20 protein-coding genes and 1 pseudogene are annotated in these 25,205 nt (G+C 68.3%); 8 read left to right on the top strand and 13 right to left on the bottom strand.

Translation table 11 applies throughout. The features are described 5' to 3' along the window. Nucleotides 1-127 precede the first annotated feature (127 nt). A pseudogene (locus ACYVIO_RS43110) lies at nt 128-325 on the bottom strand (RHS repeat-associated core domain-containing protein); the annotation flags it as partial. 25 nt (nt 326-350) lie between these two features. Further along, the gene (locus ACYVIO_RS43105; protein ID WP_460656829.1) at nt 351-3,593 is read right to left on the bottom strand and encodes a DUF6531 domain-containing protein; all 3,243 of its coding nucleotides are present in this window, start codon (nt 3,591-3,593) and stop codon (nt 351-353) included. 224 nt (nt 3,594-3,817) lie between these two features. Between ACYVIO_RS43105 and ACYVIO_RS43100 the strand changes: the two genes are divergently transcribed. Continuing rightward, the gene (locus ACYVIO_RS43100; RefSeq protein WP_460656828.1) at nt 3,818-4,444 is read left to right on the top strand and encodes a DUF6308 family protein; all 627 of its coding nucleotides are present in this window, start codon (nt 3,818-3,820) and stop codon (nt 4,442-4,444) included. A 235-nt stretch (nt 4,445-4,679) separates the two neighbouring features. On the opposite strand, the gene ACYVIO_RS43095 is transcribed toward ACYVIO_RS43100, so the two are convergent. Then, entirely contained in the window at nt 4,680-6,296 is a 1,617-nt protein-coding gene (locus tag ACYVIO_RS43095; protein ID WP_460656827.1) for an LLM class flavin-dependent oxidoreductase, read from the bottom strand. Between the two features lie 102 nt (nt 6,297-6,398). Between ACYVIO_RS43095 and ACYVIO_RS43090 the strand changes: the two genes are divergently transcribed. Further along, nucleotides 6,399-6,830: a MarR family winged helix-turn-helix transcriptional regulator gene (locus ACYVIO_RS43090; protein WP_460656826.1), complete on the top strand. Its 432-nt coding sequence runs from the start codon at nt 6,399-6,401 to the stop codon at nt 6,828-6,830. Nucleotides 6,831-6,836: 6 nt separating this feature from the next. On the opposite strand, the gene ACYVIO_RS43085 is transcribed toward ACYVIO_RS43090, so the two are convergent. Further along, nucleotides 6,837-9,872, bottom strand: a complete 3,036-nt coding sequence (locus ACYVIO_RS43085; protein WP_460656825.1) for an ATP-binding protein — start codon at nt 9,870-9,872, stop codon at nt 6,837-6,839. A gap of 95 nt (nt 9,873-9,967) precedes the next feature. On the opposite strand from ACYVIO_RS43085, the gene ACYVIO_RS43080 reads away from it, so the two are divergent. From ACYVIO_RS43080 to ACYVIO_RS43060, 5 genes are all read left to right on the top strand, one after another. Further along, nucleotides 9,968-10,543, top strand: a complete 576-nt coding sequence (locus tag ACYVIO_RS43080; RefSeq protein ID WP_460656824.1) for an NADPH-dependent FMN reductase — start codon at nt 9,968-9,970, stop codon at nt 10,541-10,543. 15 nt (nt 10,544-10,558) lie between these two features. Continuing rightward, the gene (locus ACYVIO_RS43075; protein ID WP_460656823.1) at nt 10,559-11,098 is read left to right on the top strand and encodes a dihydrofolate reductase family protein; all 540 of its coding nucleotides are present in this window, start codon (nt 10,559-10,561) and stop codon (nt 11,096-11,098) included. A 184-nt stretch (nt 11,099-11,282) separates the two neighbouring features. Continuing rightward, nucleotides 11,283-11,825 carry a hypothetical protein gene (locus ACYVIO_RS43070; protein ID WP_460656822.1) on the top strand — a complete coding sequence of 181 codons (543 nt, stop codon included), beginning with the start codon at nt 11,283-11,285 and terminating at the stop codon, nt 11,823-11,825. After that, the gene (locus ACYVIO_RS43065; RefSeq protein ID WP_460656821.1) at nt 11,822-12,520 is read left to right on the top strand and encodes a hypothetical protein; all 699 of its coding nucleotides are present in this window, start codon (nt 11,822-11,824) and stop codon (nt 12,518-12,520) included. Before ACYVIO_RS43070 ends, ACYVIO_RS43065 begins: the two co-directional genes overlap by 4 nt. A 98-nt stretch (nt 12,521-12,618) precedes the next feature. Further along, a complete protein-coding gene (locus ACYVIO_RS43060; protein ID WP_460656820.1) occupies nt 12,619-13,290 on the top strand; it encodes a class I SAM-dependent methyltransferase in 672 nt (223 codons plus the stop codon). Here the strand turns inward: ACYVIO_RS43060 and ACYVIO_RS43055 are convergent. After that, the gene (locus ACYVIO_RS43055; protein WP_460656819.1) at nt 13,287-14,657 is read right to left on the bottom strand and encodes an FAD-binding oxidoreductase; all 1,371 of its coding nucleotides are present in this window, start codon (nt 14,655-14,657) and stop codon (nt 13,287-13,289) included. The two genes, ACYVIO_RS43060 and ACYVIO_RS43055, sit on opposite strands and share 4 nt — an antisense overlap. A 204-nt stretch (nt 14,658-14,861) precedes the next feature. Between ACYVIO_RS43055 and ACYVIO_RS43050 the strand changes: the two genes are divergently transcribed. Next, a complete protein-coding gene (locus ACYVIO_RS43050) occupies nt 14,862-15,437 on the top strand; it encodes a dihydrofolate reductase family protein (protein WP_460656818.1) in 576 nt (191 codons plus the stop codon). Here ACYVIO_RS43050 and ACYVIO_RS43045 read toward each other — a convergent pair. The 8 genes from ACYVIO_RS43045 to ACYVIO_RS43010 form a co-directional block, all read right to left on the bottom strand. Next, a complete protein-coding gene (locus ACYVIO_RS43045) occupies nt 15,415-16,080 on the bottom strand; it encodes a GntR family transcriptional regulator (RefSeq protein ID WP_460656817.1) in 666 nt (221 codons plus the stop codon). The genes ACYVIO_RS43050 and ACYVIO_RS43045 overlap by 23 nt on opposite strands. Before the next feature lie 62 nt (nt 16,081-16,142). Beyond that, nucleotides 16,143-17,048, bottom strand: coding sequence for a D-2-hydroxyacid dehydrogenase (locus tag ACYVIO_RS43040; protein WP_460656816.1), 906 nt, complete (start codon nt 17,046-17,048; stop codon nt 16,143-16,145). Next, the gene (locus ACYVIO_RS43035) at nt 17,045-17,908 is read right to left on the bottom strand and encodes a carbohydrate ABC transporter permease (RefSeq protein WP_460656815.1); all 864 of its coding nucleotides are present in this window, start codon (nt 17,906-17,908) and stop codon (nt 17,045-17,047) included. Before ACYVIO_RS43035 ends, ACYVIO_RS43040 begins: the two co-directional genes overlap by 4 nt. After that, on the bottom strand, nt 17,908-18,858 hold the full coding sequence (locus ACYVIO_RS43030) for a carbohydrate ABC transporter permease (RefSeq protein WP_460656814.1): 951 nt from the start codon (nt 18,856-18,858) through the stop codon (nt 17,908-17,910). Before ACYVIO_RS43030 ends, ACYVIO_RS43035 begins: the two co-directional genes overlap by 1 nt. Next, nucleotides 18,855-20,171 carry an ABC transporter substrate-binding protein gene (locus tag ACYVIO_RS43025; RefSeq protein ID WP_460656813.1) on the bottom strand — a complete coding sequence of 439 codons (1,317 nt, stop codon included), beginning with the start codon at nt 20,169-20,171 and terminating at the stop codon, nt 18,855-18,857. The genes ACYVIO_RS43030 and ACYVIO_RS43025 overlap by 4 nt, the downstream gene beginning before the upstream one ends. 88 nt (nt 20,172-20,259) lie before the next feature. Beyond that, on the bottom strand, nt 20,260-22,182 hold the full coding sequence (locus ACYVIO_RS43020) for an alpha-amylase family protein (protein ID WP_460656812.1): 1,923 nt from the start codon (nt 22,180-22,182) through the stop codon (nt 20,260-20,262). Then, nucleotides 22,179-23,018, bottom strand: coding sequence for a 2-hydroxy-3-oxopropionate reductase (locus tag ACYVIO_RS43015; protein ID WP_460656811.1), 840 nt, complete (start codon nt 23,016-23,018; stop codon nt 22,179-22,181). The genes ACYVIO_RS43020 and ACYVIO_RS43015 overlap by 4 nt, the downstream gene beginning before the upstream one ends. Beyond that, nucleotides 23,018-25,123, bottom strand: coding sequence for a family 10 glycosylhydrolase (locus ACYVIO_RS43010; protein ID WP_460656810.1), 2,106 nt, complete (start codon nt 25,121-25,123; stop codon nt 23,018-23,020). Before ACYVIO_RS43010 ends, ACYVIO_RS43015 begins: the two co-directional genes overlap by 1 nt. Nucleotides 25,124-25,205: the final 82 nt, after the last annotated feature.

The following is a 25,205-nucleotide window of genomic DNA, read 5'->3' as shown; positions in this document are numbered from 1 at the left end:
GGATCGCTGGGGCGCAGGGGCGGTAGATGGTGCAGCCTACGGCGGCGGCGATGGTGCCGATGGAGACCCAGCCGGAGATGTGGGAGACGTCGGTGAGGGTGCCGTTGATGTCGTTGAGGCCGGTGAGGTCGGTGTTGGTGAGGGGATTGTTGCCGGCGTAGCCGTACGGGTGGGACGAGGCGCCTTGGTCTGGGGAGAGGAAGGTGCCGGCGGCGGGGTTGTACTCGCGTTGGCCCAGGAGGTAGTTGCCGTTGGGGAGTTGGATGCCGCCGGCGAAGCCTGGGGATGGGGTCGTGGCGGGAGGTGCGGGAGGTCTTTGGGTGCCGAAGGGTTCGTACGAACGGGGGTCGTCACCGGTCGAGAGGACTGTGCCTGTTGGGGTTGTGGTGTGGGCGGCTGATTTGGTGAGGGCGGTGGTGGAGAGAAGGCCTCTGCCGTAGGTGTGGCGGGTGGCGGTTTTGCCGTCGGTGGTGCTGAGGATCTGGGGTGAGAGGGAGTCCCAGAGGTAGCGGGTGGTTTTGCCCGTGGTGGACTCGGTGAGACGGCGGCCGTCGGCCGAGTGGGTGTAGGTGGTCTTGCCCGCGGCCGTGGTCGATGAGGCTGGTTTGCCGGCGGCGGTCCAGGTGTAGCTGGTGGTGCCGTCGGAGGTGAGGTTGCCGTCGGCGTCGTAGGTGTTGAAAGTGCCGACGGGCGGGACCTTGGGGTAGCCCTTGGGGGCGGTGATGGAGCCTTGGAGTTCGTTGCCGGGGCCGAACAGGGACCACTTGGTGCTGCTCGGGCGTTCCTCCCAGGTCCGGTTGCCGGCGCCGTCGTAGGCGTAGCGGATGTAGTCCTCGGCCTCGTCGGCGCACTGATCCGACCGCGTAGCAGACCGCGGTCAACAGGCCGAGCGCGTCGTAGGTGTAGGCGGACTTGCCCGTGGCTGAGTCGTTCGTCAGGACCAGGTTGTCGCCTGCGTCGTAGGAAGAGGCGACGGTACGGAGAGGCTTCCCGGGCTGAGTCAGCCGCAGCTCGGTCTCCCGGCCGACGACGTCGTATCGCCGGGTCTCAGTGAGACCGGACGGGCGCTGGGTGGTGATCGAACCGCGGGCGACGTCGTACGCGTAGGTGGCCGCTGGTTTGCCGTCGACCTTCGCAGTGGTGAGGCGGTTGACGGCGTCCCAGGTGTAGGTCTCCGTGTGTCCGGCAGCGGTGCGGGACTGCAGGTTGCCGGCCTGGTCCCACTTGTAGGCGACTGCCGAACCTGGGCGGTTGACGGAGGTCAGCCGGTCGAAGGTGTCGTAGCCGAAGCGCGTGACGCCGCCGACGTCGGTCATCGTCGTACGGCGGCCGGCGGCGTCCCAGGTGAAGGAGTTCGACGGCGTCTTGTCGGAGTAGTCGACGCGGGTCATCGCGCCGCGGGCGTCGAGCGTGAAGGACGCGGCCTTGCCGGACGGGAGTGTCGTACGAACGAGACGACCGGCCCTGTCGTGGGTGAATCGCCAGGTGCGGCCGCCGTACGTCGTCGCGGTCAACCGACCGGCTGCGTCGTACTCGGAGGTCTGGGCCCGCCCGCTCGCGTCGGTCTGTTTGACCAACCTGCCGGAGGCATCGAACTCTGCGGTTGCCTCTGGCAAGGACGGTGCGGTGACGCTGACCAGTTGGCCGGCGTCGTCGTAGCGGTACCGGGTGGTTCCGCCGCGCGCGTCGGTCGAGGCGGAGAGCCGGCCGTGGTCGTCGTAGTCCAGGCGAGTGTTCTGATCGAGCGGCCCGTGCTGCTCGAGGGGCTGGTCGTCCGCAGAGTAGGTGAAGGTCGTCGTCTGACCGCGCGGACCGGTGACCTTGGAAGGTCTGCCCCAACCGTCCACTTCGTACTTCGTGACATTGCCGGCGGGGTCGGTGGTGCTCGTCAGGTCACCGTCCGACGAGTAGGAGGATCGGCTCGTCCGCCCACCGCCCTCCCGGACCGACACAGGCAGACCGCGCTGGTCGTAGGTGACCGACGAGGTTCTCCCGGCGTACGACGTGGAGGTCAGGTTCCCTCGGAGGTCGTAGCCGAAGGTCGAGCGGCGACCGAGCGGATCTGTTGCCGAGACAGGATCGTTCGCGCTGTTGTAGGTACGCCGAGTGGTGAAGCCGCCCGCATCGGTGGAGCTGGTCACGCGACCGAGAGCGTCGTACGTATGGCGGGCGCCGTGCCCCAGAGGGTCGAAGACGCGGATCAGGTTGCCCGCGGAGTCGTAGTGGAACGTCACGGCGACGCCCGTGGGATCGATCTGGCGGACCAACCAGTTCCGCTCGTACTCGTTGACCCACCGGCCACCGGTCGGATCGGTCATCGTGGATTTGCCGCGGATCCCGGCGTCTTCCCAGGTCCAAGTGCTCTTGGCGCCCTTGCCGTCGGTCTGGCTCACGACCCTGCCGCCGTCGTCGTACTCGGTGATCAAGGTCGGCCGGGCGGCACCACCGCGGGTCTCCGTGCTCAGCCTGCCCTTGGCGTCGTAGCCGTACTCCGTCCTGACGCCGCCAGGAGACGTGACCGCGGTGAGCTTGCCGTCGGAGTACTCGTACGCGACTCTGCGGTCCTCGGCCGACGGCGCGGTCAGCACGACTGCCGCCAGCAGCCCGGTGTCGCTGTAGGTGTACTTGAGGGACCTGCGCCCGTTGGTGACCGAGCTGATCCGGCCGGACTCCCCGGTGATCGTGATGCCCTGCCCGTTGCGATCGAGGATCGACAGCAGGTCGCCGGACGAGGAGAACCTCATCCGCTGCTGGTCGAGGTCGGTCAGCACGTAGTCCGTGCCCGAGCGTCCGAGCGTGAACCGAGCCACGCCTGGCTCGACGACGAACCCTGTGCCGCGTTGAGTGAAGGCGATCTCGCGACCGTCGGAAGCCAGGTAGTTGGCGGAGCGCCCGGTCAGGACCAGCTTGTCGGAGTACGACGGACGCCAGCCGGGACCGAGCGTTCCCGTGGTCGGGTCGTTCGAGTTGTAGGTCCGGTCGACGCTCAGCGGCACGCCGAGGCCGGTCACCGCCGCGTCCGTCTCGACCGCCGTCAAAGCGCCGGTCAGGGAGTTCACGGGGTCGGACTGCATCGCGAAGGGGCCGAACAGGCCTCGTGCCTGTTTGTCCGGCAGGACGAACCCTGGGGCGCCCGCGTAGATGTTGACGTTGCCGGTCGCCGCGCCCTTGCCGTTGGTCAGCGAGGCGGCCAGGAGACCAGGTGAGGACGGCACCTCGCAGTCCAGTGGAACGGTGACGGACCAGGTCAGGGACTGCGTGCGGGCCGGCTTCGGTTTCGGGTAGTTGGTGCACGGCCAGCCGCTGACCTGCCAGGTGCGGAGGTCGGTCAGCTGCATGGCGCAGATGTCCATCGACGGCGCGAAGGTGCGGGCCTTGAACGAGAACGTCTGTCCCGTGCCCGCGTGACCGAAGCCGCCGTCGTTGGCGATCTGCGGGCCTTTGGTCAGCAGTTCGCCGCTGGCGGTGATGCTCATGTCGACGTGGATGCAGGTGCCGTCCTCGGCGTACGCGGTCGGGCCGGTCACTGCGATCACGGGGGTGACGAGAAGGAACGCGAGGAGGGCGGACAAGGTCCTTCGGGCTGCCCGCATCTCGTGTCTCCGTTCGGTCGATTGCCGTCACGGAGAGTTTAAGGTGGTGGCTGCGGGTTACGGGGGGCTTTGTTGTCGGCTGTGGACAAGTGGTGGTGTCACCCTGTGGGCGGGGACGGGTGGGCTTCCCCTACGATGCACCGCATCCGGATTTGATCGGATTCCCGGTCGGATCGCCCAATCCGGCTGGCGGGTTCGCCACCAAGAGTGTGAGGGTGTGGCTCATGAACATCGGTAGTCGGAAGATCGTCGTGGACGAGGCGATCGCGCAGTTGCGGATCTACTGCGAGTCGAACGGCGCGGTGCTGCGGTACTACGACGGGCTTCCGGGGCTGACCACGGTGGGTGGGTCGGAGCCGGACAAGGTGACGCTCGAGGATCTCGCGCGGACGATGGTGATCGGGTCGGACCTGCGCGCGCTGGACATCCCGTGGCTGCTGGAGGTGGACGCGGACAAGGAGTTCGCGGCGATCCCGGTGGGCGCGAAGCTCGAGGACGCGGCGCCGGGGTCGGAGCTGTTCGACGCGGCGATCGCGCTGGACGAGAAGTTCTCCGGGCACCGGGGGTTCGGGCAGGCGAAGAAGGCGAAGCTGCTGCACCTCAAGCGGCCCTACCTCTTCCCGGTCAGCGACAGCTTCATCCGGATGACGTACAGCGACTCGTCCGCCGGCGCGGAGTTCCTCGCGGCCGTGCATCGTGACCTGGTCCACCCGGCGAACGTGCGGGACTTCAAGGCGCTGCAGGTGCGGTTGATCGCCGAGCCGGCGACGTCCGCGGCGAAGGTGCTCGCCGAGGCGCCGACGCTGCGGCTGCTGGACATCCTCGCGTCGCTGCTCGGCGAGGCGAAGTAGGCGGTACGGCGTACGCCGGTACGCCGGGAGGTGACGTACGCCTGTGAGGCGGTGCGCCGAGGGCGGCGCGTGCGCCTGTACGGCGTACAAGCTCGCGGTCGGCGTATGCCCGGGAGGCGGCGCGTGCGGCGCTGAGTCGGTGCGCCGCCGGTCGCGCGCGTGCCCGTGAGGCGATGCGCCGGGGGCGGGGCATGCGAGCTTGTACGTCGTACAAGCTCGCGGTCGGCGTACTGGGTTACATGACGCCGAGGCGGGCGAGGGGTTCGACCAGTTCGCGTTCTTCGTAGGACAGGTGGGACAGGAGGGTGTCGTCGAGCAGGTCGACGGCGGCGCGGAGGTCGTCGAGGGTGCCTTCGCCGGAGACGAGAGTGACGAGGGCCTTGTCGACGTTCTCGAGGACGTCGTGGATGACCAGGTGCTCCTCCTGGAGGCGGTCGACGACGGGCTTGAGGCGGTCGTCGGCTCGGCGCAGTCTCGGGAAGAGGGATGCGTCCTCGATGGAGTGGTGCGTGGTGACCAGGCGGCAGTAGGACTCGCAGTAGGTGCCGAGGGTCCAGTTGTTTTGGCGCATGGTCATGGTGTTGATGTGAGAGCGGGCCGCGCCTACGCCCATCGAGCCGGCTGCTACTTGTTCGACCAGGTCGTGGATCTGTTCGAGCTCGGCGCGGAGGTGGTCGTGGACCTGGATCAGGTGTTCGCCGGAGGAGAGCTGGTACGGCGTGTAGGTGCGCTCGGGGTCGAGCGCTGGGCCGGTCGGGCGGGCTGATTCGTCCCACACCTGTACGTCGCTCCGCCGCTCGCTGGGCGGAGGGGTCGGTACGACCGGGAAGTTAGCTGAGGCCGGCGAAGAGACCGACACGGCGGAGCCGGCGGTGTGGTTGTTGGTGGGGTGGTCGTCGCCGGGGCCGGCGGCATTCGCCGCGGCGGAGTCGGGGGTGCTGTTCGCGGCGGAGGCTGAGGCGGCAGCTCGGGCCGAGGCGCGGGCTGCGGTGACCGTCTCCTTGACACCTTCGGCTACTTCGGCGAAGCGGCGGATGTCGTCTGGGTTGTCGGAGGCGAGGATGTAGGTGCTCATTCCCTCCGTCAGGGTCAGTTCGGTGAGTTGGTCTATCCAAAGGGACTCGGGGCCCTGGAGGAAGCTGCCTTGGCCGGTGAAGGTGCCGGAGAGGTTGTAGAGGCGGCGGATGGCGGAGGGGTCTCGGCCTGCTTCTTGGGCGGCGGCGTCGATGAGCTTGTTCATCGCGGGGAGAGCGTCGGGGCCCGTGTAGCCGCTGGAGGGGACCCAGCCGTCGGCTAGGCGACCCGTCAGGGCGAGCATGCGGGGCTTGTAGGCGCCTAGCCAGATCTCGACCGGGTGTGCGGGCGCGGGGCCGCGTTTGGCGCCGTTCAGGGTGTAGTGCTTGCCGGGGAGACGGATGCCGCCGCCCTCGGGGGTCCACACCTCGCGGATGATCGCGAGCGCCTCCTCCAGCGCCGTGATGCTCTGGCCAGCGGTCAGCTCGGGGCCGCCGTTCGCGGCGACGGCCTCGCGGAATCCACCGGCGCCCAGGCCGAGCTCGACACGTCCGCCGGTGATCAGGTCGAGCGTCGCGACGCTGCGCGCCAGTACGACGGGGTGCCGCAGCGGCAGGTTGGCGACGTTGGTGGCGACCTTCACCGTCTGCGTGTGCGCGGCGATGACGCTCAGCAGGGTCCACGCGTCGGCCAGCCGTGGCTGGTACGGGTGGTCCTGCAGCGTCACCAGGTCCAGTCCGACCTGCTCAGTCAGCTGGGCCAGCGCGATCACACGGTCGACCTGATCGATCGCCGGCGTGAGGAACGTTCCGAAGACCAGCTCGTGCCCGTAGTCCATCGTCCACACCTTCGTTGCCGCAGTTAGTTCGTTCCACGTACTATTGCCCTGACGAACAAATTACTTCGTGCCACGAACATTCACAACTCAGGGAGGCCAAGGATGGATGAGACGCTCAGCACCGCGAGCAGCCTGGTCCGCCTCACCCACCTCGTGCACACCCTGTACGCCGAAGTCGGGCGCGGCTGCGACCTCACCACCGCGCAGGCCCAGATGCTCTGCTCACTCGGCAACCGCCCGACCGGCATGGCCGAGCTGTCCGCCACCCTCGGCGTCGAGCGCTCCAGCCTGACCGGTCTGGTCGACCGCGCCGAGCACCGCGGCCTCGTCGTACGGCAGCCGGACGCGCAGGACCGGCGCGCGGTGAAGGTCACGCTGACCGATGAGGGCATGGACGCGCTGAATCGGTTCCACGACGAGCTCACCAAGAAGCTGGAGCAGCTGCTGACCGAGCTGCCGGCCAAGGAGCGCGACCAGTTCACCGGCACGCTCCGCCGGATCGTCGCCGACGCCCCCGCCGTCTTCGCCGACTAATAAGAGCTACACGCCAGACACCAGCGCGAAAGCCTCCTCCAACGTCAGCAACCGACCAGCCGCGTACTCCGCGTCGTACTGCTCCCCCAGCACCCCACGAGCAGCCTGCTCGATCCGCAGCACATCAGCACCCTCTGCAGCGGTCACCGGCAGCCCCTCAACCTCACGCACTACGACAGCAGCTCCCAAGCACCGCGCAGCGACAGCAGGCGCAGCAACAGCCACCGTCCCCGCAATCCCCTCCAGCGACCACGCCATCGACCGCCGCGACTCCTGCTCCACCCCAAGCACGTAAGCCTCCACATGCAAGGCCCGCGCAGCCGCCAGCTCGCCCTGCTGCTCCAGCAGGAAGCCCAGCTCGTCCAGCACCATCGACAGGTACAGCACCGCGTCGTCCTGCCGCCGGGCCTCGTCGATCAGGTTCTGCAACCGCTTCTCGGCCACGTCCAGGTCACCGCTGCGCCGCGCAGCGAAGCCCAGCACCAGCGCACCGAGCGACTCCATCGGCCGGTTGCCCTGCTCCATCGCCAGCTGGAAGGCCTGTTCGCCGTACGCCGACGCCTGCGCGTAGTCGCCCTCCCGTACGGCGGTCCAGCCGAGCCACCCGTACTCACCGGCGACGTCCGGCCAGAGCCCCAGCTCCTCCGCCATCCGCAGCGCCTCGGTGTGCAGCTTCACCGCGCCCCGGAAGTCACCGACCAGCTCCGCATGCGAACCAAGCCAGCCCAGCGCCTGCAGCTGACCCCACCGATCGCCCAGCGCACGGAACAGCCGAGCACTCTCAGCGGCATCGCTCCGCAGAGCCTCCAGATCAGCCCGGACATGCGCATGCTTCGCCCGCGCCGCCAGGACCGCAGCTATCCCCCACCTGTCACCGGACTGCTCGAACGACGCCAGGCACTGCTCCAACATCACCAGCGCCTGCGACAGGTCGCCGGAATCGCTGCAGTGCAAGGCCATCCAGAACACCGACCGCGGACCGACGTCAGCCACGCAGCGGTCCCGCAACACCGTGGCCTCGTTGTCGCCGTGCAGGTACATGTAGCCCGCCAGCCACGCCATCAGCTCAGGCGTCTCCGGCACAGCCTCGATCGACCGCCGGGCCTCAGCAAACCGTCCCCGCAGGAACCAGTACCAGCCAAGCGAGGACACGAGCTGCTGCGCCAGTGCGTCCTCCCCGGCGGCGATGGCCCCGTCCAACGCGCTGCGCAGGTTCCCGGACTCGTCGTCCAGCCGCTGCAGCCACAGACCCTGCTCAGCGCCGTACAGGTGAGTGGAAGCCACCGAAGCGAACTCCACGTAGTACTGCCGATGCAGCGAACGCACTGACTCGTACTCGCCGGCCTTGTGCAGCTTGTCTACGCAGTACGCCGCCACAGACTCCAGCAACCGGTAGCGCATCCCGTCAGCACCAGCCACCGGTACGACGAGCGACCGGTCGACCAGGCGAACCAGTACGTCGAGCACGTCCACACCACAGACCGCCTCGGCCGCCTCCGGCGTACAACCGTCAGCGTGCACAGCAAGGCGCCGCAGAACCACCTGCTCCTCAGAACTCAGCAGCTCCCACGACCAGTCGATCATCGCCATTAGCGTCTGCTGCCGAGGCGCCGCACCCCGATGACCGGTCGCCAGCAGTCTGAACCGGTCATCGAGCCGTGCAACGAGTCCCACAACCCCCAGCGCCCGCACGCGAGTAGCGGCGAGCTCCAGCGCCAGCGGGATCCCGTCGAGCCGCCGGCACAGCACAGCCACGGCCGATGCGTTCTCCTCCGAGAGCACAAAGCCCCGGTCCGAGGCAGTCGCCCGCGCGACGAAAAGCTGCACAGCGGTCGACTGCTGCAAGGCTTCGACCGAACCCCCGAGCGAAGGCACCGCCAGCGTCGGCACGTTCCACACGGCCTCACCGGTCAGCCCCAACGGCTCCCGACTCGTCGCCAGCACCCGCAGCCCAGGCGCAGCCGCCAGCAGCCGGTCAGTCAGCGCAGCGACCTCACCGATCACGTGCTCGCAGTTGTCGAGCACCAGCAGCCGCTCCCCCAGTACGTCGGCCAGGTGGTCCACGACGTCCTCACCACCGACGTCCCGCAGGTCCAGTGCGACTTGCAGCGCATCGGTCAGCGAGCCGGTGATGTCCAACGCGTCCGACGCGATACCGGCCAGCTCGACCAGCGTCACCCCGTCCCGGTACCGCCCGGCCGCCGCAGAGGCCGCAGCAACTGCCAGCCGAGTCTTGCCCACCCCACCGGGACCGGTGAGCGTCACCAGCCGGTCTTCCACCAGTCGCCGATCGATCTCGGCCAGAGCGACCCCACGGCCGATCAGGTCGGTCAGCTGTGCCGGCAGGTTGTTCCGCCGGGTCGGCAGGCCCTGAGTCAGCACCGACTGCTGCAGCGCCACCAGCTCCGGACTCGGGTCCAGCCCGAGTTCGTCGGCCAGCAAAGACCGCAGCTGCTCGTAGCTGTCCAGCGCCTCGCTCTGCCGACCAGCGCGGTACAACGCCTTGATGTGCGCGGCGCGCAGCTTCTCCCGCAACGGATGCTCGGCAACCAGCGCAGCCAGCGCACTCACGTCGGTGTACCAAGACTCCTGCGCCTCCAGCCGCAGCTCACTCAACCGCGCAACAGTCGACGCGACAAAGGCCTCGTCCGCGAAGTCCGCGTACGCCGGGCCGCGCCACAACGCCAGCGCCTCCTCCAGCCGGCCCTGCTCCAGATACGCCGTGAACTGCAACGCGTCGTACGTCGCACTGTCGACCTTCAGCGAGTACCCGGCTGGCCCGGACACCACCAGCGCACGCGAGCCCGGCTCAGCGTCGTCGAAGGCCCGCCGCAGCTGGGACACCTTCGCGGACAGCGTGCCGGACGGGTTGCCGGGCAGGTCGTCACCCCACAGGTCGTCCAGCAGCCGGTCCGCCGGCACCGGGCGGCCCTCGTGCAGCAGCAGGTCGGCCAGCAGGGCCCGCACCTTCAGGCCGGGCACGGTGACCGGTTCGCCACTGTCCGTCCACGCCGCTACCGGCCCCAGCACCCCGAATCGCATGGCCGCACCCTATCTTTCCGGTGCCTCGGCAACGGACCGGAAAGAAACCGTAAACCACCTCCGGCAGAGTCTTCCTCAACAGAGCGGAGGTGGACATGAGACTGAACGTCGCGGTGATCGTCGCCAGTACCCGGAGCGGGCGCTTCGGACCCACGGTGGCCGACTGGTTCGCCCAGCAGGCAGCCAAGCGTGCAGAGCTCACCATCGACCTGATCGACCTCGCCGCCACGAACCTGCCGGCGGTACTGACCGACACCGACGAGCCGGCGCCCGCAGAGGTCGCCGTACTGGCTCCCCGGCTCGCTGCCGCCGACGCGTTCGTCGTGGTGACGCCGGAGTACAACAGCAGCTTCCCGGCTCCGCTGAAGACGGCACTGGACTGGTACTACGAGGAGTGGCACGCCAAGCCGGTCGCCATCGTCAGCTACGGCCGGGAGACCGGTGGCCTGTACGCCGCCGCCCAGCTGCGGCAGGTCTTCACCGAGCTGCACTCGGTCGCCATCCGCAACACCGTGGCCCTGCCCTGCTACTGGGAGCAGTTCGCCGCCGACGGCAGCTGGCCCCGCCCGGGCTCCGGGTACGAGGCCGCCGTCAAGACCACGCTCGACCAACTCGTCTGGTGGGCCCAAGCGCTCCGCGCCGCCCGCCTGCACACGCCGTACCAACCCTGAGAGGAACCACCCATCATGCGCAAGATCGTCGAAAGCACCTTCGTCACCCTGAACGGCATCATCTCCGACCCGCAGGACTGGAGCGGGCCGTACTGGGACGACGAGTACATGGGGTACAGCATGAAGCTGATGGAAACCACCGAGGCACTGCTGCTCGGGCGGGAGACCTACGAGGGCTTCGCCGAGGCCTGGTCGCAGCGCAGCGGCGACCCGTACTCCGACAAGTTCAACGCGATGCCGAAGTACGTCGCCTCGCGGACGCTCGAGGAGACGACCTGGAACGCCGAGCTGCTCGAGGGCGACGTCGTCGAGGCCGTCCGGGCGCTGAAGGAGACCGACGGCGGCGACCTGCTGAAGTTCGGCACCGGCGAGTTCTCCCAGGCGCTGCTGGAGAACAAGCTGGTCGACGAGTACCACTTCTGGGTCTGCCCGGTGGTAGCCAGCGGGCAGCGGATGTTCGACGGCCAGGACCTGGCCGCGACGCACCTCGAACTGCTCGGCACCACCACCTTCAAGTCCGGCATCGTCGTGCACAAGCTGGCGCCGAAGGCCTGATCACTCGTCGCAGCCGGCCACCGACACAGCGTCGGCGGCCGGCTGACGTGCTTCACCTGCGAGTGCGTGGGTACCGAGGAGGGTGCACGGGGAGCTGGACGGGCCGGGAACACGGTCCGAAACCATCGGTCCTCGTGCTGTTCCGGTCGGGGACGAGGTGGTGACGTCCCGACTGGAGGGTTTGATGGAGATCATCGTCATCGTGGTACTGGCCGTCGTACTGGCCGGTGCGGCGCTGTTTTTCTACCAGCGCCAGCGGTCCGGGCAACTGCAGAACAGGTTCGGGCCCGAGTACGACCACGCCGTCGAGGAGTCTGGGGACAAGCGCACGGCCGAGCGAGACCTGCGCGAACGGGAACGGCGCGTCGCCAAGCTCGACGTGCAGCCGTTGAGCGGTGAGAGCGCGGAGCGCTACCGCGCGGAGTGGAACACGGTCCAGGCCGGGTTCGTGGACGAGCCCGGGCAGGCGGTCGAGGACGCCGACCGGCTGGTCCTGCGGATGATGCGCGAGGCCGGCTACCCGGTCGACGAGTTCGACCAGCGGGTGAACGACATCTCGGTCGATCACCCCGAGGTCGCCGAGCACTACCGCGCCGCCCACCGGGTCGCCGTCGCGCGCGACCGCGGCGACGCCGACACCGAACAACTCCGCCAGGCCGTCACGGCGTACCGGCAACTCGTCGACGCCCTGCTGACCGACCACGACAACTCCAAGGAGCAGGCATGACCGACCACCGCCCGGAAGAACGCACCCCTGACCTGACCGACGCCGACTTCTCCAACCGTCCGACCGACGCCGACGCCGACGCCGACGCCGGCGTCCGCGACAACGACCTGCGTGCGGGCGACCTGCACGACGGCGATGCGGACGACGGCGGCGTACGAGACGGCGGCGTACGAGATGGCGGCGTACGAGATGGCGGCGTACGGGAAGGCGGCGTACGGGAAGGCGACGCACCCGACGGCGACCTGCGTGACGACCGCCTGGCGCGAGCAGCCGGAGGCGACTCGCTCGGCGGCGACCGGACCGACCTGGCCGACGACCGCGTCGCGCCGGCCGACGAGGCCGCGCACGACGTACAGGCGGGCGAAGCCCCGGGCACGTCCGACGAGGCGACCACACGCAACGAGCAGTCCTCAGCACCCACCTCAACCGAGGGTCCGCTCGTCGCCGAGGACGCTGCCGTCGACTTCAGGTCGCGCTGGGAGGTCATCCAGCAAGGCTTCGTCGACGATCCGCGCCAAGCCGTGAGCGAGGCCGACAAGCTCGTCGACGACCTGCTCAAGCGGTTGTCGGCGACCTTCGACGACCAGCACCAGGAGCTGGAGCGGCAGTGGTCCGACGGCGAACCGTCGACCGAGGACCTCCGCGGCGCTCTCCAGAAGTACCGAGCGTTCTTCCAGCGCCTCCTCGCTCTCTGACCGACAGCGCGCCCCGGGAACGGAGTCCACAATCCGTTCCCGGGGCGCGCCAACGATTCCGGGGCCGCAGGCATCTCCTTTCTGTGACAAGGAGACGCATGCTGACCTGGGAAGAGGCCCAGTCGTTCAACCGGCTGGCCGAGCGCTACGACCGCCTCGCGGAGCTGACCGACGACCCGGTCGCCGCCTGGCTGCCGTCGGTCCTGCCGTCAGTACGCCGTACGAAAGCTCTCGAGCTCGGCTGCGGCGCAGGCCGGCACACCGTCCTCCTGGCCGACCACTTCGGCCAGGTGGACGCGTTCGACCTGTCCGGCGCGATGATCCGGCTGGCCCGCCGGAAACGGGCCCGAGGCAACATCTCGTACCTGGAGGGCGATCTGGGCGACGTCGCCGGCACCTACGACTTCGTCCTCAGCGTCGCCACCCTCCATCACGTCGCGAACCTCGACGAAGCCCTCACCCGGATCAAAGCCGTGGCAACAACCGGCGGTCGCGTGGTCCTCGTCGACACCGTCTCGCCGCGCGCGGCCAACCCCCGCTGGCGCCTGTACGGGAACGAGGTGCGCAAGTTGCTGCGCAACCTCGTCCGCCGTGACGCCCGGGAGGCCTGGGAGATCTTCACACTGTCGACCGGATCTTGGCTCGATCACCGCGTGAGCGACCGCTACCTGAACCGCGAACAGTTCGAGCACGTGTACGCCGGGGTCTTCCCCGGCGCGACGTTCTCCCGGGTCGGCAACGCCCATGCGATGATCTGGGACGCGACCTAGGGCGCGATGTTCTGGTTCAGGTGGAAGACGTTGTCGGGGTCGTAGGCGCGTTTCACCTCCACGAGCCGCGCGTAGTTGTCCTTGTAGTTGTCGGCGATCCGGCCCTGGTCGTCGCCGGCCATGAAGTTGACGTAGCCGCCCGACTCGGAGTGCGGCGCGACGTCGTCGTAGTAGTTGCGGACCCACTCGACGTTGGCCTCGTTGGCAGCAGGATCAGGCCACATCCCCGCGATCACCGTCGCGAAGTTCGCGTCGCGGTAGGCGAACGCGGTCGCGTCAGCCGGCACCCGATGACATGCGCCATCGATCGGGTAGATGTGCACGGTCGAGTTCACCGCCGGCAGCCCGGGCGCGTGCCGCAGGTGCGCCTGGATCGCGTCGTCGGTCAGCTCGGTGACGAAGTTCGCCTTCCAGTAGTGCTGCAACCCCGGCGGCACCAGGCCGTCGAAGGCCGCGTTCAGCGCCGGGTACGGCATCGCGCCGACGTGCTCGGCGACCACCGGCGCGAACTCACGGAACCGCGCGATCTGCTTCTCGCCCTCCCCCAGATCCCCGGCCCAGCAGCCGACGATCAGACAGAACGGCTCCCCGTGCCGGTCCTCGGGGATGAACGGCAGCGGCGGCGCCAGCTGGAACGCCGGGAACCCGCCCAACGCCTCCGGCGCGTCCTTGATCAGGTCCCGGAAGCCGGCTACCACAGCGGCCGCGTCCGACATCTCGAACAGCATCGGCCCGCCGTACACCTGGTCGACCGGCTCGAGCCGGAACTCCAGCGCGGTCACGACACCGAAGTTGCCGCCACCACCGCGCAGCGCCCAGAACAGATCCTCGTGCTCCTTCTCGCTGGCGATCAGGAACCGCCCGTCCGCGGTCACCACGTCGGCCGAGATCAGGTTGTCGCAGGACAGCCCGAGCCCGCGCGCCAGGTACCCGATCCCGCCGCCCAGCGTCAGCCCGCCGACGCCGGTGGTCGAGATGATCCCGCCCGTCGTCGCCAGCCCGAAGGCGTGCGTCGCGGCGTTGAAGTCGCCCCACGTCGCACCACCGAGCGCTCGCGCCGTACGGGTGACCGGATCGACCCGCACCGCGCGCATCGCGCCGAGGTCGCAGACGACGCCGTCGTCGACGGTCCCGAACCCGGGCACGCTGTGCGAACCACCCCGGACCGCCAACTCCAGCCCGTTCGCCGTCGCGTAGGCGACGGTTGCCATCACGTCGCCGGCGTTCTCGCACCGCACGACCACGCGTGGGTGCTTGTCGATCATCGCGTTGTAGACCTTGCGCGCTTCCTCGTACGCCGGATCGCCGGCAGCGATCACCGCTCCGCGGGTGCGCTCCTTCAGATCCTCGATCGTGTACTCGCCCATGACTCCTCCTCAGCCGAACGGGCATCACACGTCCCGGCCGATCCCCCAGCCACCCGCCCGACCGGCGGCCCCCGCCGCCGGACCTCCCAAACCCCTCCTCACGACCTTCCCGCCGTCGGGCAACCAGGTCAATCCCGGAGCCGATGTCAAAGCCGCCGGATCGGCTCCGACCAAGGGGCACAACCAAGCCGAAGGAGCAGGACCATGCGGAAGACCATGTACTACGTGCACCAGTCGCTGGACGGTTTCATCGAGGGCCCGAACGGCGAGTTCGACTGGGCGCAGCTCGGGCCGGAGCTCGGCGCGTACTCGATGGGCCTGGCCGAGCGGTCGGACCTGTTCCTGTACGGGCGGACGGTCTGGACCATGATGTCGTCGTACTGGCCGCACGCGCTGGAGCTCCAGCCGGACGAGCAGCACGTGCAGGAGTTCGCGCCGGCCTGGCTTAAGACGCCGAAGCTGGTGCTCTCCACGACGCTCGACGACGACCTCGGCTGGGGCACCGGCGTGATCCGCTCGCCCGAGGAACTGCGCGCGATCAAGGAGCAGCCGGGCAAGGACATCCTGATCACCGGGAGCGCGAGCGTCGCGCAGTCGCTGGCCGAGCTCGGCCTGCTCGACGAGTACCACGTGGTCGTGCACCCGGTCGTGCTCGGCGGCGGCAAGCCCGTCCACCGGCCGGGCACGGACCGAACCGAGCTAGCGCTGACCGAGTCCCGTGTCTTCGACGGCAAGACCGTGCTGCTGCGGCACGACGTCAGGACTTCTGCAGCGAGCTGAGCAGCCGCCCCTGGGCCTGCTCCAGGTGGTACGCCATGTGTTCCGCGGCGGCGGTCGGGTCCGCGGACTCGATCGCCTGCAGGATCGCGGCGTGCTCGGCGGCGACGGTGGACGGCTTGGCGGTCCGGTGGGCCTGGTACTGGCCCATCGTCAGGTGCACCTCGCCGATGATCAGCTCGTGCATCCGCGACAGCCGGCGGCTGCCGACGCCGGCGACGAGCGCGCTGTGGAAGGCGATGTCGGCCTCGACCTGGTTCTCGAACAGGTGGTCGCGGGCGGCGTACTCGATCGCGACCTGGGCCTTCGCCGCGGCCGGCGGGATCTCGCCGCCGGCGGCCAGCGTGGAGACCGCGGCCTTCTCGATCGTGACCCGGCTGAAGAACAGGTCGCGGATCTCGGCCTCGTCCAGCGTCGGTACGACGGCGGTCTTGTGCGCCGTACGCCGCAACAGCCCGAGCGCGGTGAGCCGTTCGAGCACGGCCTTCGCGGTCGGCCGGGCGACGTTGTACTCGCCCGCCAGGCGAACCTCGGTGAGCTTCTCCCCCTGCGGGATGTCGCCGTTCACGATGCGCTTGCGCACCGACTCGTAGAGCGCCTCGGTCAGCGAGGACGGCCCGAGCTCCAGACTCGATTCGGTACCCACCGGGCACCCCCTTCCGGTCGAATGGTCAGGCAAGTGTACTGGCCAGCCATCCGATTCCCCCGCTAGTAGCCGGCGGCCTGGTTCACCACGTTCAGGAGTTCCTGCCCTGACAGGAAGCGTCGCAGGTTCTCCCGCACGATCTCCCCGCCACGCCGGGCCGTTCCCGTACTGGTCGCGCCGTTGTGCGGCGTCACGATCACGTTCGGCAGGTCCCAGAACGCGCTCTGAGGCGGCAACGGCTCGATCCCGTGCGCGTCCAGTCCGGCGCCCGCGATCTGCCCGGTCCGCAACGCGTCCAGCAGCGCGTCGTCGTCCGCGATCCCGCCGCGCGAGATGCAGACGAAGTACGCCGACTCCTTCATCCGCGCGAATTCCGCGGCCCCGAATCGTCCCGCCGTGTCCGGCGTACGAGGTGCCGTCACCACAATGAAGTCCGACTCGTCCAGCAGTTGCTCGAAGGACACCTGCTCGACGTACGGCGAAGGCTCGCCGACACGTCGTCGTACGCCGATCACGCGCATGTGGAACGCCTCGGCCTTGCGCGCGAGATCGATGCCCGAGTGACCGAGCCCGTAGATCCCGAGCGTCAGGCCGGCCAACTCGCCATGGGTGAAGCGCTCCCAGCGGTGCTCGGCCTGTGCCTTCAGCCAGCGCGGCACTTCCCGGTTCAGCATCAGCATGAGCAGCATCGAGTGCTCGGCCAGCGGAATCGCGCCGTTGCCGACCGACGACGTCAGGACGACTTCCGAGGCCAGCATCTCCGGCGACAGATCCGCGTCGACGCCCGCCGCCGGGCTGTGCACCCACCGCAGCTTCGGTGCCTTCGCCAACAGCTCTGGCGGGATCCGACCGATCACCGCTTCCACCGACTCGAGCGGCACGTCGTCCCAGTCCTCGACAAACCTGATCTCGGTGCCTGCGGCAATCTCCACCAGGTCGTCGCGCTGCTTGCCTCGTACAACGATCATTTGAGTCCCGTCGTCGCGATACCTCGGATCAGGTACTTCTGGGCGAAGGCGAAGAAGATCAGGATCGGCAGCAACGACAGCAAAGACATCGCGAACAGCATGCCCACGCCGCTCTGCGTCTCGGAGTCGACCATCGAGTTCAGCGCCACCGGAACAGTGAACACCTGCGTCCGGGTCAGGTAGATCAGGGGAACGAAGAAGTCGTTCCAGGTCCAGATGAAGGTGAAGATCGTCGTGGTCACCAGGGCCGGCCGCATCAGCGGCAGTACGACGTACCAGAAGGTCAGGAACGGTCCGGCGCCGTCGATCCACGCGGCCCGGTCGAGCTCGCGCGGCAGCGTCCGGATGAACTGCACCATCAGGAACACGAAGAACGCGTCGGTGGCCAGGAACTTCGGGATCAGCAGCGGCCAGTAGGTGTTCACCAGGTCGAACTGGGAGAAGAAGATGTACTGCGGGATCACCAGCACGTGGAACGGCAGCATCACCGACGCCAGCGTGATCGCGAAGTACACCTTGCGCATCCGGAACTGCAGCCTGGCCAGCGCGTACGCCGTCAGGGAGCAGCTGAACAGGTTGCCGACGATCGAGCCGAGCGTGACCAGCAACGAGTTCAGGAAGAACACCGAGAACGGCCGGTTCAGCGCGTGCCAGCCGTCCTTGAAGTTGTCCAGCGTGACGTCCTTCGGGATCAGCCCGGGGTCGGTCAGGATCTGGTCGGCCGGCTTGAACGCGCTGACCACCATCCAGACCAGCGGGTAGACCATGAACGCGACGAAGATCAGCAGCCCGGTGTGCTTGAGCGCGGACTTGATCCGGCGCTGACGCAGCAGCGGCGCCGGGGTCAGAGTGGCGGTCATCAGTTGTCTCCGTAGAAGACCCAGTACTTGGACGCGACGAAGTGCAGCGCGGTGACCAGACCGATCACGGCCATCAGCACCCAGGCCAGCGCCGAGGCATAACCCATGTCGAAGGCAACGAATCCCTGCTGGTACACGTACAGCGTGTAGAACAGCGTCGAGTTCGCCGGACCGCCGGTGCCACCGCTGATGATGTGGGCCTGGGTGAAGGTCTGGAACGCGCCGATCGTCTGCAGGATCAGGTTGAAGAAGATGATCGGGGTCAGCAGCGGGATCGTCACGTGGGTGAACTGGCGGACGACGCCCGCGCCGTCCACCTTCGCGGCCTCGTACAGCTCGTCGGGGATCTGCCGCAACCCGGCCAGGAAGATCACCATCGGCGAGCCGAACGTCCACACGTTCAGGATGATCAGTGTGGCCAGTGCGGTCTTCGGGTTCTGCAGCCAGCTCTCGCCGTCGATCCCGATCACCGCCAGGCCCTTGTTGATCAGGCCCGCGTCGCCGAAGATCTCCCGCCACAGGATCGCGATCGCGACACTTGTTCCGAGCAACGACGGCAGGTAGAACGCGCTGCGGTAGAAGGCCAGACCGCTCAGCCCGCGGTCGAGAATGAGGGCCAGCAGCAACGCGAAGCCGAGCTGCAGCGGGACCGACACCACGACGTACACGAGCGTGACCTTGACGGACGCCCAGAACTGGTCGTCGTGCACCATCCGCCGGAAGTTCTCCAGCCCGGACCACTCCGGCGGGTTGAGGATGTCGTAGTCGGTGAAGGCCAGGTACAGCGAGGCGAACAGCGGCACCGCGGTGATCAGCAGGAACCCGAGCTGCCACGGGATCAGGAAGATGTGGGCGGCCCGGCCCTGCCGGTTGAGGTGGAAGGCCGGACGCTTCTGAGGGGCCTCCGGGGGCTTGTCCACAGCAGGCTCGGCCTCGGTGAGCGTGGTCATTGCGCTCGCTTGATGCCGGCCGCGATCTCCTCGATCATCTTCGCCGAGCCGTCGGACACGCTGCGCTTGCCGAGTGCGATCTCCTCGCAGATCCGCGCCATCGTGGTCCGCCAGGTGCTCGACCCGGGCGGCGCCTCGAACCGCGGCCTGCGCTGCGCGGCCCGGTCGGTGGCGACGACCGCGAGCATCTCCTTCTCGTCCGCGCTGGCGAACGCGACCGCCTGCTCGGCGACCTTCGGGTTGGTCGGCGCGCCCATCGTCAACCGGACCGTCTTCAGCATCTCGGCGTTGTTGACGTTGTAGTCGAGCACCTTGCCGGCCGCCTCGAGCTTGTCGTCGTCGATGCGCTGGTAGATCGCCATCCGCGGGAAGTACAGGTACTTGTGCCCGGCCACGGCGTTGGCGTCGACCGGCATCGTGCGCAGCCGGAACTTCTCCTGCGGGAACATCTTCGCGTCGTCGATGATGTGGTTGGAGTTGCCGAAGTTCACCAGGACCAACTTGCCGACCTGCGCCCAGTCCGGGCCCATGCCCTCCTGCTCGCTGAGCGAGAGCGCGGCCCCGGCCTTGCGGAGCTTCTCCCACCACTCCAGCCAGCTGCCGAGACCGTCGGCGGTGAAGCCGACCTGGCCGTCCTCGGTCCACAGTTGCTCGCCCCGCTGCCGCAGCCAGGCCTCGAAGGTGAGGTCGTGGTCCGGCGCGTACGGCGTGCCCTTGCGTTTGGCGGGATTGTTCTTGCTGTACGTGATGAGCAACTCGGAAAGCGCGTCCCAGTTCCAGCCCGCGCCGTCCGCCGGCAGCGTCACCCCGTCGGCCTTGGCGACAGTCTCGTTGTAGCGGATCACCGGGACGAAGATCCCGAAGGGCAGCGTGTTCAGCTCACCGCCGAGCTTGAAGCCCTCGAGATCCTCCTTGCTGTAGTCGCCCCAGTTCAGCGTCGGGACGTCGTCGAGCTTGCGGTACAGCTTGCTCTTGGCGTACGTCATCACCTGCGGCGAGGCGATCCAGAAGATGTCCGGCACGTCGCGGGCCGCGATCTGCGTGGTCATCCGCTCCTGGAACGCGCTGTACTCGGCGAACTCGGGCTCGATGCCGATGTCGCCGTTGGCGGTGCTGAACTGCTGCAGCGCCTTGGTGTAGTTCTGCTGGCGGACGTTGTTGCCCCACCAGGCGTACCGCAGGGTCGTCTTCCCGCCGCCGCCTTCGCCGCCCCCGCCACTTCCGCCGCAGCCGGCCACCGCCGCCACGGACAGGCTCGCTGCCGTCGTCCCCAGGGCGAGCTTCAGAAACCCTCGCCGATCCAGTCCGGTCATCACGGTCTCCCGTTTCCTCAGGGTGGCTTCATTGTTTGTTTCCGACACATGACGGTCAAGAGGTCATGCATAGTTGTTTGACAATTTGTCAAAAGACAAGGACGTCGAAGAGCCCGATCGCGGGGAGCTCAACCCGTCCGTCCACTACGGGCAGCCGTACGCCGGCGCGTAGGAGCTGTACCTCTTCGGCACCGGGGAACTGGATCCAGCTCGGCCCGATCGGCAGCGGCTCGGCGAACCGCTGGTCGGCATCCCCCGACCGGTTCAGCAGATGAATCACCCGCCCGGCCGCGGACCGCCCCACGACGATCTCGACCTGCTCCGGCAGGCCCGTCTCGACCTGCTGCCCGCCAGCCCACAGCACCTCATCGACGACCAGCTCACGATGCGCGCTCAGCCCGACCTCGCGGTAGGCCCGCCCGACCGTCCACGGCAGCATCACCGCCCGGCCTTCCCCGTACGACGCCCGCAGGCGACCCGCGTGCTCCAGCTCGAGATGCCCGTAGCACTTCTCCGGCGGCCCGTACGGCGCGCGCGAAAGCGCTCTCTGCCCGACCTCGGCGTGCGGCATCGGCTCGACCAGATCGAAGGCCCCGACGACCGGCACCACGCCGTACTCGGTCCGCAGGTGCAGGGACCTCACGGCTTCCTCGGTGTCGTGACTGGCCAACCGCCTTGCCGCCGGCAAGCAATCCAACTGGATCTCGTCGGCAACGATCCCGCTGTTGCCCGTAGCAACCACAGCGCCGCCGGCCGCGCAGTACCGGTCAAGGACCGGCGCATCACTGAGCGGTCCGAGATCGGGCAGCACCACCACGTCGTACCGGCCGAGATCGATGTCGCCCAGCCGTTCCTCCGGCAGTACGTCGAACGCCACATGCCTTTGCAGCAAGGCGAGATAGAGCCCCTGGAACTCCCGCGTCGCGCCCGACTTGAACTGGTCCGGCCGGACCAGCAACGTCTTCGCCGCTGGCACGAGCTCGCGGTAGACGGCGTGGTGATCGCGGTGGAACCGCGTCAGCTCCCCCGCGACCTTCAGGCACGCGTACGGATTGTCCTTCGGCGTACCCATGATGTACGTCGACGGGTTGGCGCCGCGCGCGATCGCTTGCACCAGGTACTGCGCGAAGTGGTGCGGCTCCTCGCCGGCCATCCGGTACGGCATGTCGACGAAGGCGACCGAGTTCGTCAACACCGGGACCGTCGGGCGGAAGCTCTTCGCGGAACTCACCGCCTCGCTGGTCCGGTGGTGCCACAGCGGCCGGCCGACGGCGTTGTTCGCCTCGTGGAAGACGATGTCGGCGCGATCGCCCAGCACGAGCGGCGCCTCGGGACGCCGCCGCGCGAGATGGTCGCGGATCCGGCCGGTCAGGTCCGCGAGGATCTCCCGGGAGAACCGCTGCCACGTCTCGTACCCGGGCGACTCCTTGTCCTCGGGCAGGCTCTCCCCCGGCGCATACTCGGCGTACCGACTCATGCAGGCGAGGCAGTGGCACACGCCGCGGTAGGCGCGGCTGTAGTCGACCTCGTTGAACGACATCCAGTTGCAGAAGAAGCCGTCGACGGGATAGCGGTCGAGAACCTCGTCCAGTACGTCGAACAGCTTGACCTGGTAGTAGTCGCCGCTCGGGCAGACGCTGGTCAGGCCGTTGTAGACCTGCGGATCCCCGGCCGCGTCGACGAAGCACCAGTCCGGATGCTGCTCGGCGCGGCGGTGGTCGATCTTGGAGAAGTCCATCCGGCCCATCACCCGGATCCCGCGCTTCCCGGCCGCCTTCACCGCATCGCCGACGAGGTCTCCGGAGGCGCGCTGGGTCAGGTACGGGTTGCGGGTCTGGAAGTCGAGGTCGGTCGGGTAGTTCGACAGGATGCCGCCGACGCTCAGCAGCCAGGTGTCGGCGCCGAACTCCACCAGGTAGTCCAGCACCTCCTCGACGTCCAGGCCGGCGTCGATCTCGCGCAGGTTGGTCTGGAACATCCGGAACGGGTCCTGCCACCAGAGCTGCGTCATGACTGCCGCCGCAGGGTCTTGTAGAGCGCGGAATGATCGAGATCGCCGTCGCCGTCGGCGATCGCGGCGTTCATCAGCTGCTGCGTCGAGGCGGTGTTCGGCAGCGCGAGATCGAGCTCGGCCGCCGCCTGGATCGCGAGCGCCAGATCCTTGCGATGCAGTCGGATCCGGAAGCCCGGATCGAAGGTCTGCTTGACCATCCGCTCACCGTGCAGCTCGAGGATCCGCGACGAGGCGAACCCACCCATCAGCGCTTCCCGGACGACGGCCGGATCGGCCCCGGCCTTCTCGGCGAACAGCAGCGCCTCGGCGACCGCCTCGATGGTCAGCCCGACGACGATCTGGTTGGCCACCTTCGCGGTCTGCCCGGCACCGGTCGCGCCGATCAGTGTGATGTTCTTGCCCAGCGTCTCGAACAGCGGCTTGGCCCTGGCGAAGACCTCGGGCTTGCCGCCGACCATGATCGTCAGCGTCGCCTGCTGCGCGCCGACCTCACCGCCGGAGACCGGGGCGTCGAGGTAGTCGCAGCCCTTCAGTCGCTGGGCGAACTCCTTGGTCGCGGTCGGCGAGATCGAGCTCATGTCGATCACCAACGTGCCGGGCTTGATGCCCTCGGCAACTCCTTCGGAGCCGAACAGCGCGTTCTCGACATCAGGGGTGTCCGGCAACATCAGGATCACCACCTCGGCCTCGGCGGCTGCTTCCGCCGCCGACGTGCAGTGCGTGCCCTCGAGTCCTTCGCGACCGCGGTACAGGAACAGCTCGTGTCCCGCCTTCGCGAGGTTGACCGCCATCGGCGTACCCATCACGCCGAGGCCGACGAAACCGATGCGCATCACGACCTCCAGTCCAGGTGCACGATCTCCAGCAGGCCCGCGGTCGGGATCGTCACCACCGCCCGGCCGTTCTCGACCGTCGCCTCGACGTCCACTTCCGCGACCAGCAGCCGGGCCTTCACCTTGGTGCCCGGTACGACGACCGACACGGTCTGCGGGGGCAACGGCAACGTCTCGCGGATCGGGCCGCGCATCGCCATCGGGTTGGTGAGGTTGACCAAGGCAACGGCCACCACGTCCGTTCCGCGATGGACGGCGAGGTCGACCAGGCCGGCGCCTTCGACGGTGACCTCGGGATCCTTGCCCAGGGCCCACGACACCGCGTTCGCGACGAGCTGACCGTGGTCGCTTTGGAGTGCTTCCCAGAAGATCGCGCCGAGATTGAACGGGAAGTACACGGTCCGCCCACCGCCGTCATGCTCGCGACAGACCACCCCGGGCCGGTCCGGAGCCTCGCGGGGATAGACCTCCTCCATCGGCAGGTCCGGGAAGTCGGGGATGAACCGGAACGGGACCTGCGCGTCGTTGATGGCCTCGACGCCCAGGATGTGGGTGCCGCCGATGATCCGGGTCGTCCCGTCGTAGCCCTGGTTGAGCCGGTGCTCGCCGGTGAGCGCGATGTAGTTGTTCTTCACCTGGCGGGCCGGCTCGATCAGATGCACGCCGAGCACGTCCGCGAGGCCGAAGTCGTCGCGGGCGCGGCCGCGTTCGTCGCACAGGGAGGTCTGGTACGCCGCGACGAGCGAGCCGCCCGTTTGGACGTAGGCCTTGAGCTGAGTCAGCTGGTCGTCGCCGAGCTGCTCGGCATTGGCGAGCACGATCACCTTGTACGGCGCGAGCCTGGCCGGCGTCAGCTCTTGGTCGGAGATGAACTCGAACGGCACCCGGGCCTCGACGAGCGCCTGGTAGAAGCCGTCCTCGTGGCCGATGCCGTCCGGCGTACGGAGTTGCCCGGCACGCGTCGGGTCGAGCAGCGCGACCTCGGCGGTGATGCGCAGGTCCTTGAGGACCGGCTCGACCTTGGCGTGCAGGTTGAACGCCTCGACGATCGGCGGCACCCAGCGATGGTCCGGGACGCTCGCGTTGAACTTGGTGAACCACGGCAACGCGCCCTGGGCGAAGCCGTCGACGATCCAGGTCTTCACCTCCTCGGCCGGCGCGACCGAGTCCTTCCACCGGTACTGGTGGTGCTCGGGACCGACCGACGTGATCAGCCGGACCGGGCGATCCGGGAAGACGCCGCGGTTGCGCTTGCCGTTGCGGCCGGCCGCCCAGGGCGCCTCGATGCCGGAGCGGCCCTGCTTGTCGATGAAGAAGATCGGGTAGTGCTTCTCGACCAGCGTGCGATCCAGATCGCGGGCGGCGAGGGCGCCGAGGTTCGGAATGAAGCGGGCGTGCGGGCGAATGTCGCGGACCGCCTGGTCCCAGATGCCGACCAGCGTGCTGAGCTGCCGGCGGCGCCAGCCGACGTACTCCTGCCAGTTCTCCTGGTACTCACCGGTCGGCATCTCCAGTCCGGTCTCGTCGCGGAACGACTTGCGGGCCGCCTCGCTGTAGGAGATGCCGTAGTAGCCCTCCCAGCGGTTCGCGAAGATGGCGTCGACGTCGTACTCGCGGACGATCTCGCGCGCCACCTCGGTGATGAACTCGCGGTGGTACCCGGTGAAGGCGCAGGTCAGCCAGATGTCCGGGTGAGCCCAGTGCTCGAGCGCGTTGCCGTCGATGTCGCGGGCCAGCCACTCGGGGTGCGCCGCGGCCGCGTCGGCGTGGATCGCGTGCGGGTCGACGCGGGCCATCACGCTCATGCCGAGCTCGCGCGCGCCGTCGACGAGTGCACCGAACGGATCGGTGTCGCCGAGGAACTGGCTGCGGTAGTGGTACTCGATCTGCGTCGGGTAGTAGGCGATGTAGCCGCCGGCGCTGATGCAGGTCGCGTTCGACTGACTGTCGCGCATCAGGTCGAGCCAGAAATCGACGTCGAAGTGCAGCGGGTCGTCCTCGGCCAGCGTGATCTGCGCCCAGCGGGTGGCGCGCTCCGGCCAGTCCGGCGTCCGGGCGGGCGTCTGTTCGGCGCTCAGGGGTGCTTGGTCAGGATCGGTGCGCATGCGGCGGCTCCTCCTGGGATGGGCTGTCGTTGAGATTGTTAGACAAGATTGCATGAGTGGCAAGAGCTGGTGCTAGCCTTTT

It is taken from the genome of Kribbella endophytica (assembly GCF_054781295.1).
This window is presented reverse-complemented; position numbering and strand designations above follow the sequence as displayed.

What these genes read in the sequence shown, in the direction of transcription:
- ACYVIO_RS43105 (WP_460656829.1), bottom strand. Translation starts at nt 3,593, where the DNA reads ATGCGGGCAGCCCGAAGGACCTTGTCCGCCCTCCTCGCGTTCCTTCTC.
- ACYVIO_RS43100 (WP_460656828.1), top strand. Translation starts at nt 3,818, where the DNA reads ATGAACATCGGTAGTCGGAAGATCGTCGTGGACGAGGCGATCGCGCAG.
- ACYVIO_RS43095 (WP_460656827.1), bottom strand. Translation starts at nt 6,296, where the DNA reads ATGGACTACGGGCACGAGCTGGTCTTCGGAACGTTCCTCACGCCGGCG.
- ACYVIO_RS43090 (WP_460656826.1), top strand. Translation starts at nt 6,399, where the DNA reads ATGGATGAGACGCTCAGCACCGCGAGCAGCCTGGTCCGCCTCACCCAC.
- ACYVIO_RS43085 (WP_460656825.1), bottom strand. Translation starts at nt 9,872, where the DNA reads ATGCGATTCGGGGTGCTGGGGCCGGTAGCGGCGTGGACGGACAGTGGC.
- ACYVIO_RS43080 (WP_460656824.1), top strand. Translation starts at nt 9,968, where the DNA reads ATGAGACTGAACGTCGCGGTGATCGTCGCCAGTACCCGGAGCGGGCGC.
- ACYVIO_RS43075 (WP_460656823.1), top strand. Translation starts at nt 10,559, where the DNA reads ATGCGCAAGATCGTCGAAAGCACCTTCGTCACCCTGAACGGCATCATC.
- ACYVIO_RS43070 (WP_460656822.1), top strand. Translation starts at nt 11,283, where the DNA reads ATGGAGATCATCGTCATCGTGGTACTGGCCGTCGTACTGGCCGGTGCG.
- ACYVIO_RS43065 (WP_460656821.1), top strand. Translation starts at nt 11,822, where the DNA reads ATGACCGACCACCGCCCGGAAGAACGCACCCCTGACCTGACCGACGCC.
- ACYVIO_RS43060 (WP_460656820.1), top strand. Translation starts at nt 12,619, where the DNA reads ATGCTGACCTGGGAAGAGGCCCAGTCGTTCAACCGGCTGGCCGAGCGC.
- ACYVIO_RS43055 (WP_460656819.1), bottom strand. Translation starts at nt 14,657, where the DNA reads ATGGGCGAGTACACGATCGAGGATCTGAAGGAGCGCACCCGCGGAGCG.
- ACYVIO_RS43050 (WP_460656818.1), top strand. Translation starts at nt 14,862, where the DNA reads ATGCGGAAGACCATGTACTACGTGCACCAGTCGCTGGACGGTTTCATC.
- ACYVIO_RS43040 (WP_460656816.1), bottom strand. Translation starts at nt 17,048, where the DNA reads ATGATCGTTGTACGAGGCAAGCAGCGCGACGACCTGGTGGAGATTGCC.
- ACYVIO_RS43035 (WP_460656815.1), bottom strand. Translation starts at nt 17,908, where the DNA reads ATGACCGCCACTCTGACCCCGGCGCCGCTGCTGCGTCAGCGCCGGATC.
- ACYVIO_RS43030 (WP_460656814.1), bottom strand. Translation starts at nt 18,858, where the DNA reads ATGACCACGCTCACCGAGGCCGAGCCTGCTGTGGACAAGCCCCCGGAG.
- ACYVIO_RS43025 (WP_460656813.1), bottom strand. Translation starts at nt 20,171, where the DNA reads ATGACCGGACTGGATCGGCGAGGGTTTCTGAAGCTCGCCCTGGGGACG.
- ACYVIO_RS43020 (WP_460656812.1), bottom strand. Translation starts at nt 22,182, where the DNA reads ATGACGCAGCTCTGGTGGCAGGACCCGTTCCGGATGTTCCAGACCAAC.
- ACYVIO_RS43015 (WP_460656811.1), bottom strand. Translation starts at nt 23,018, where the DNA reads ATGCGCATCGGTTTCGTCGGCCTCGGCGTGATGGGTACGCCGATGGCG.
- ACYVIO_RS43010 (WP_460656810.1), bottom strand. Translation starts at nt 25,123, where the DNA reads ATGCGCACCGATCCTGACCAAGCACCCCTGAGCGCCGAACAGACGCCC.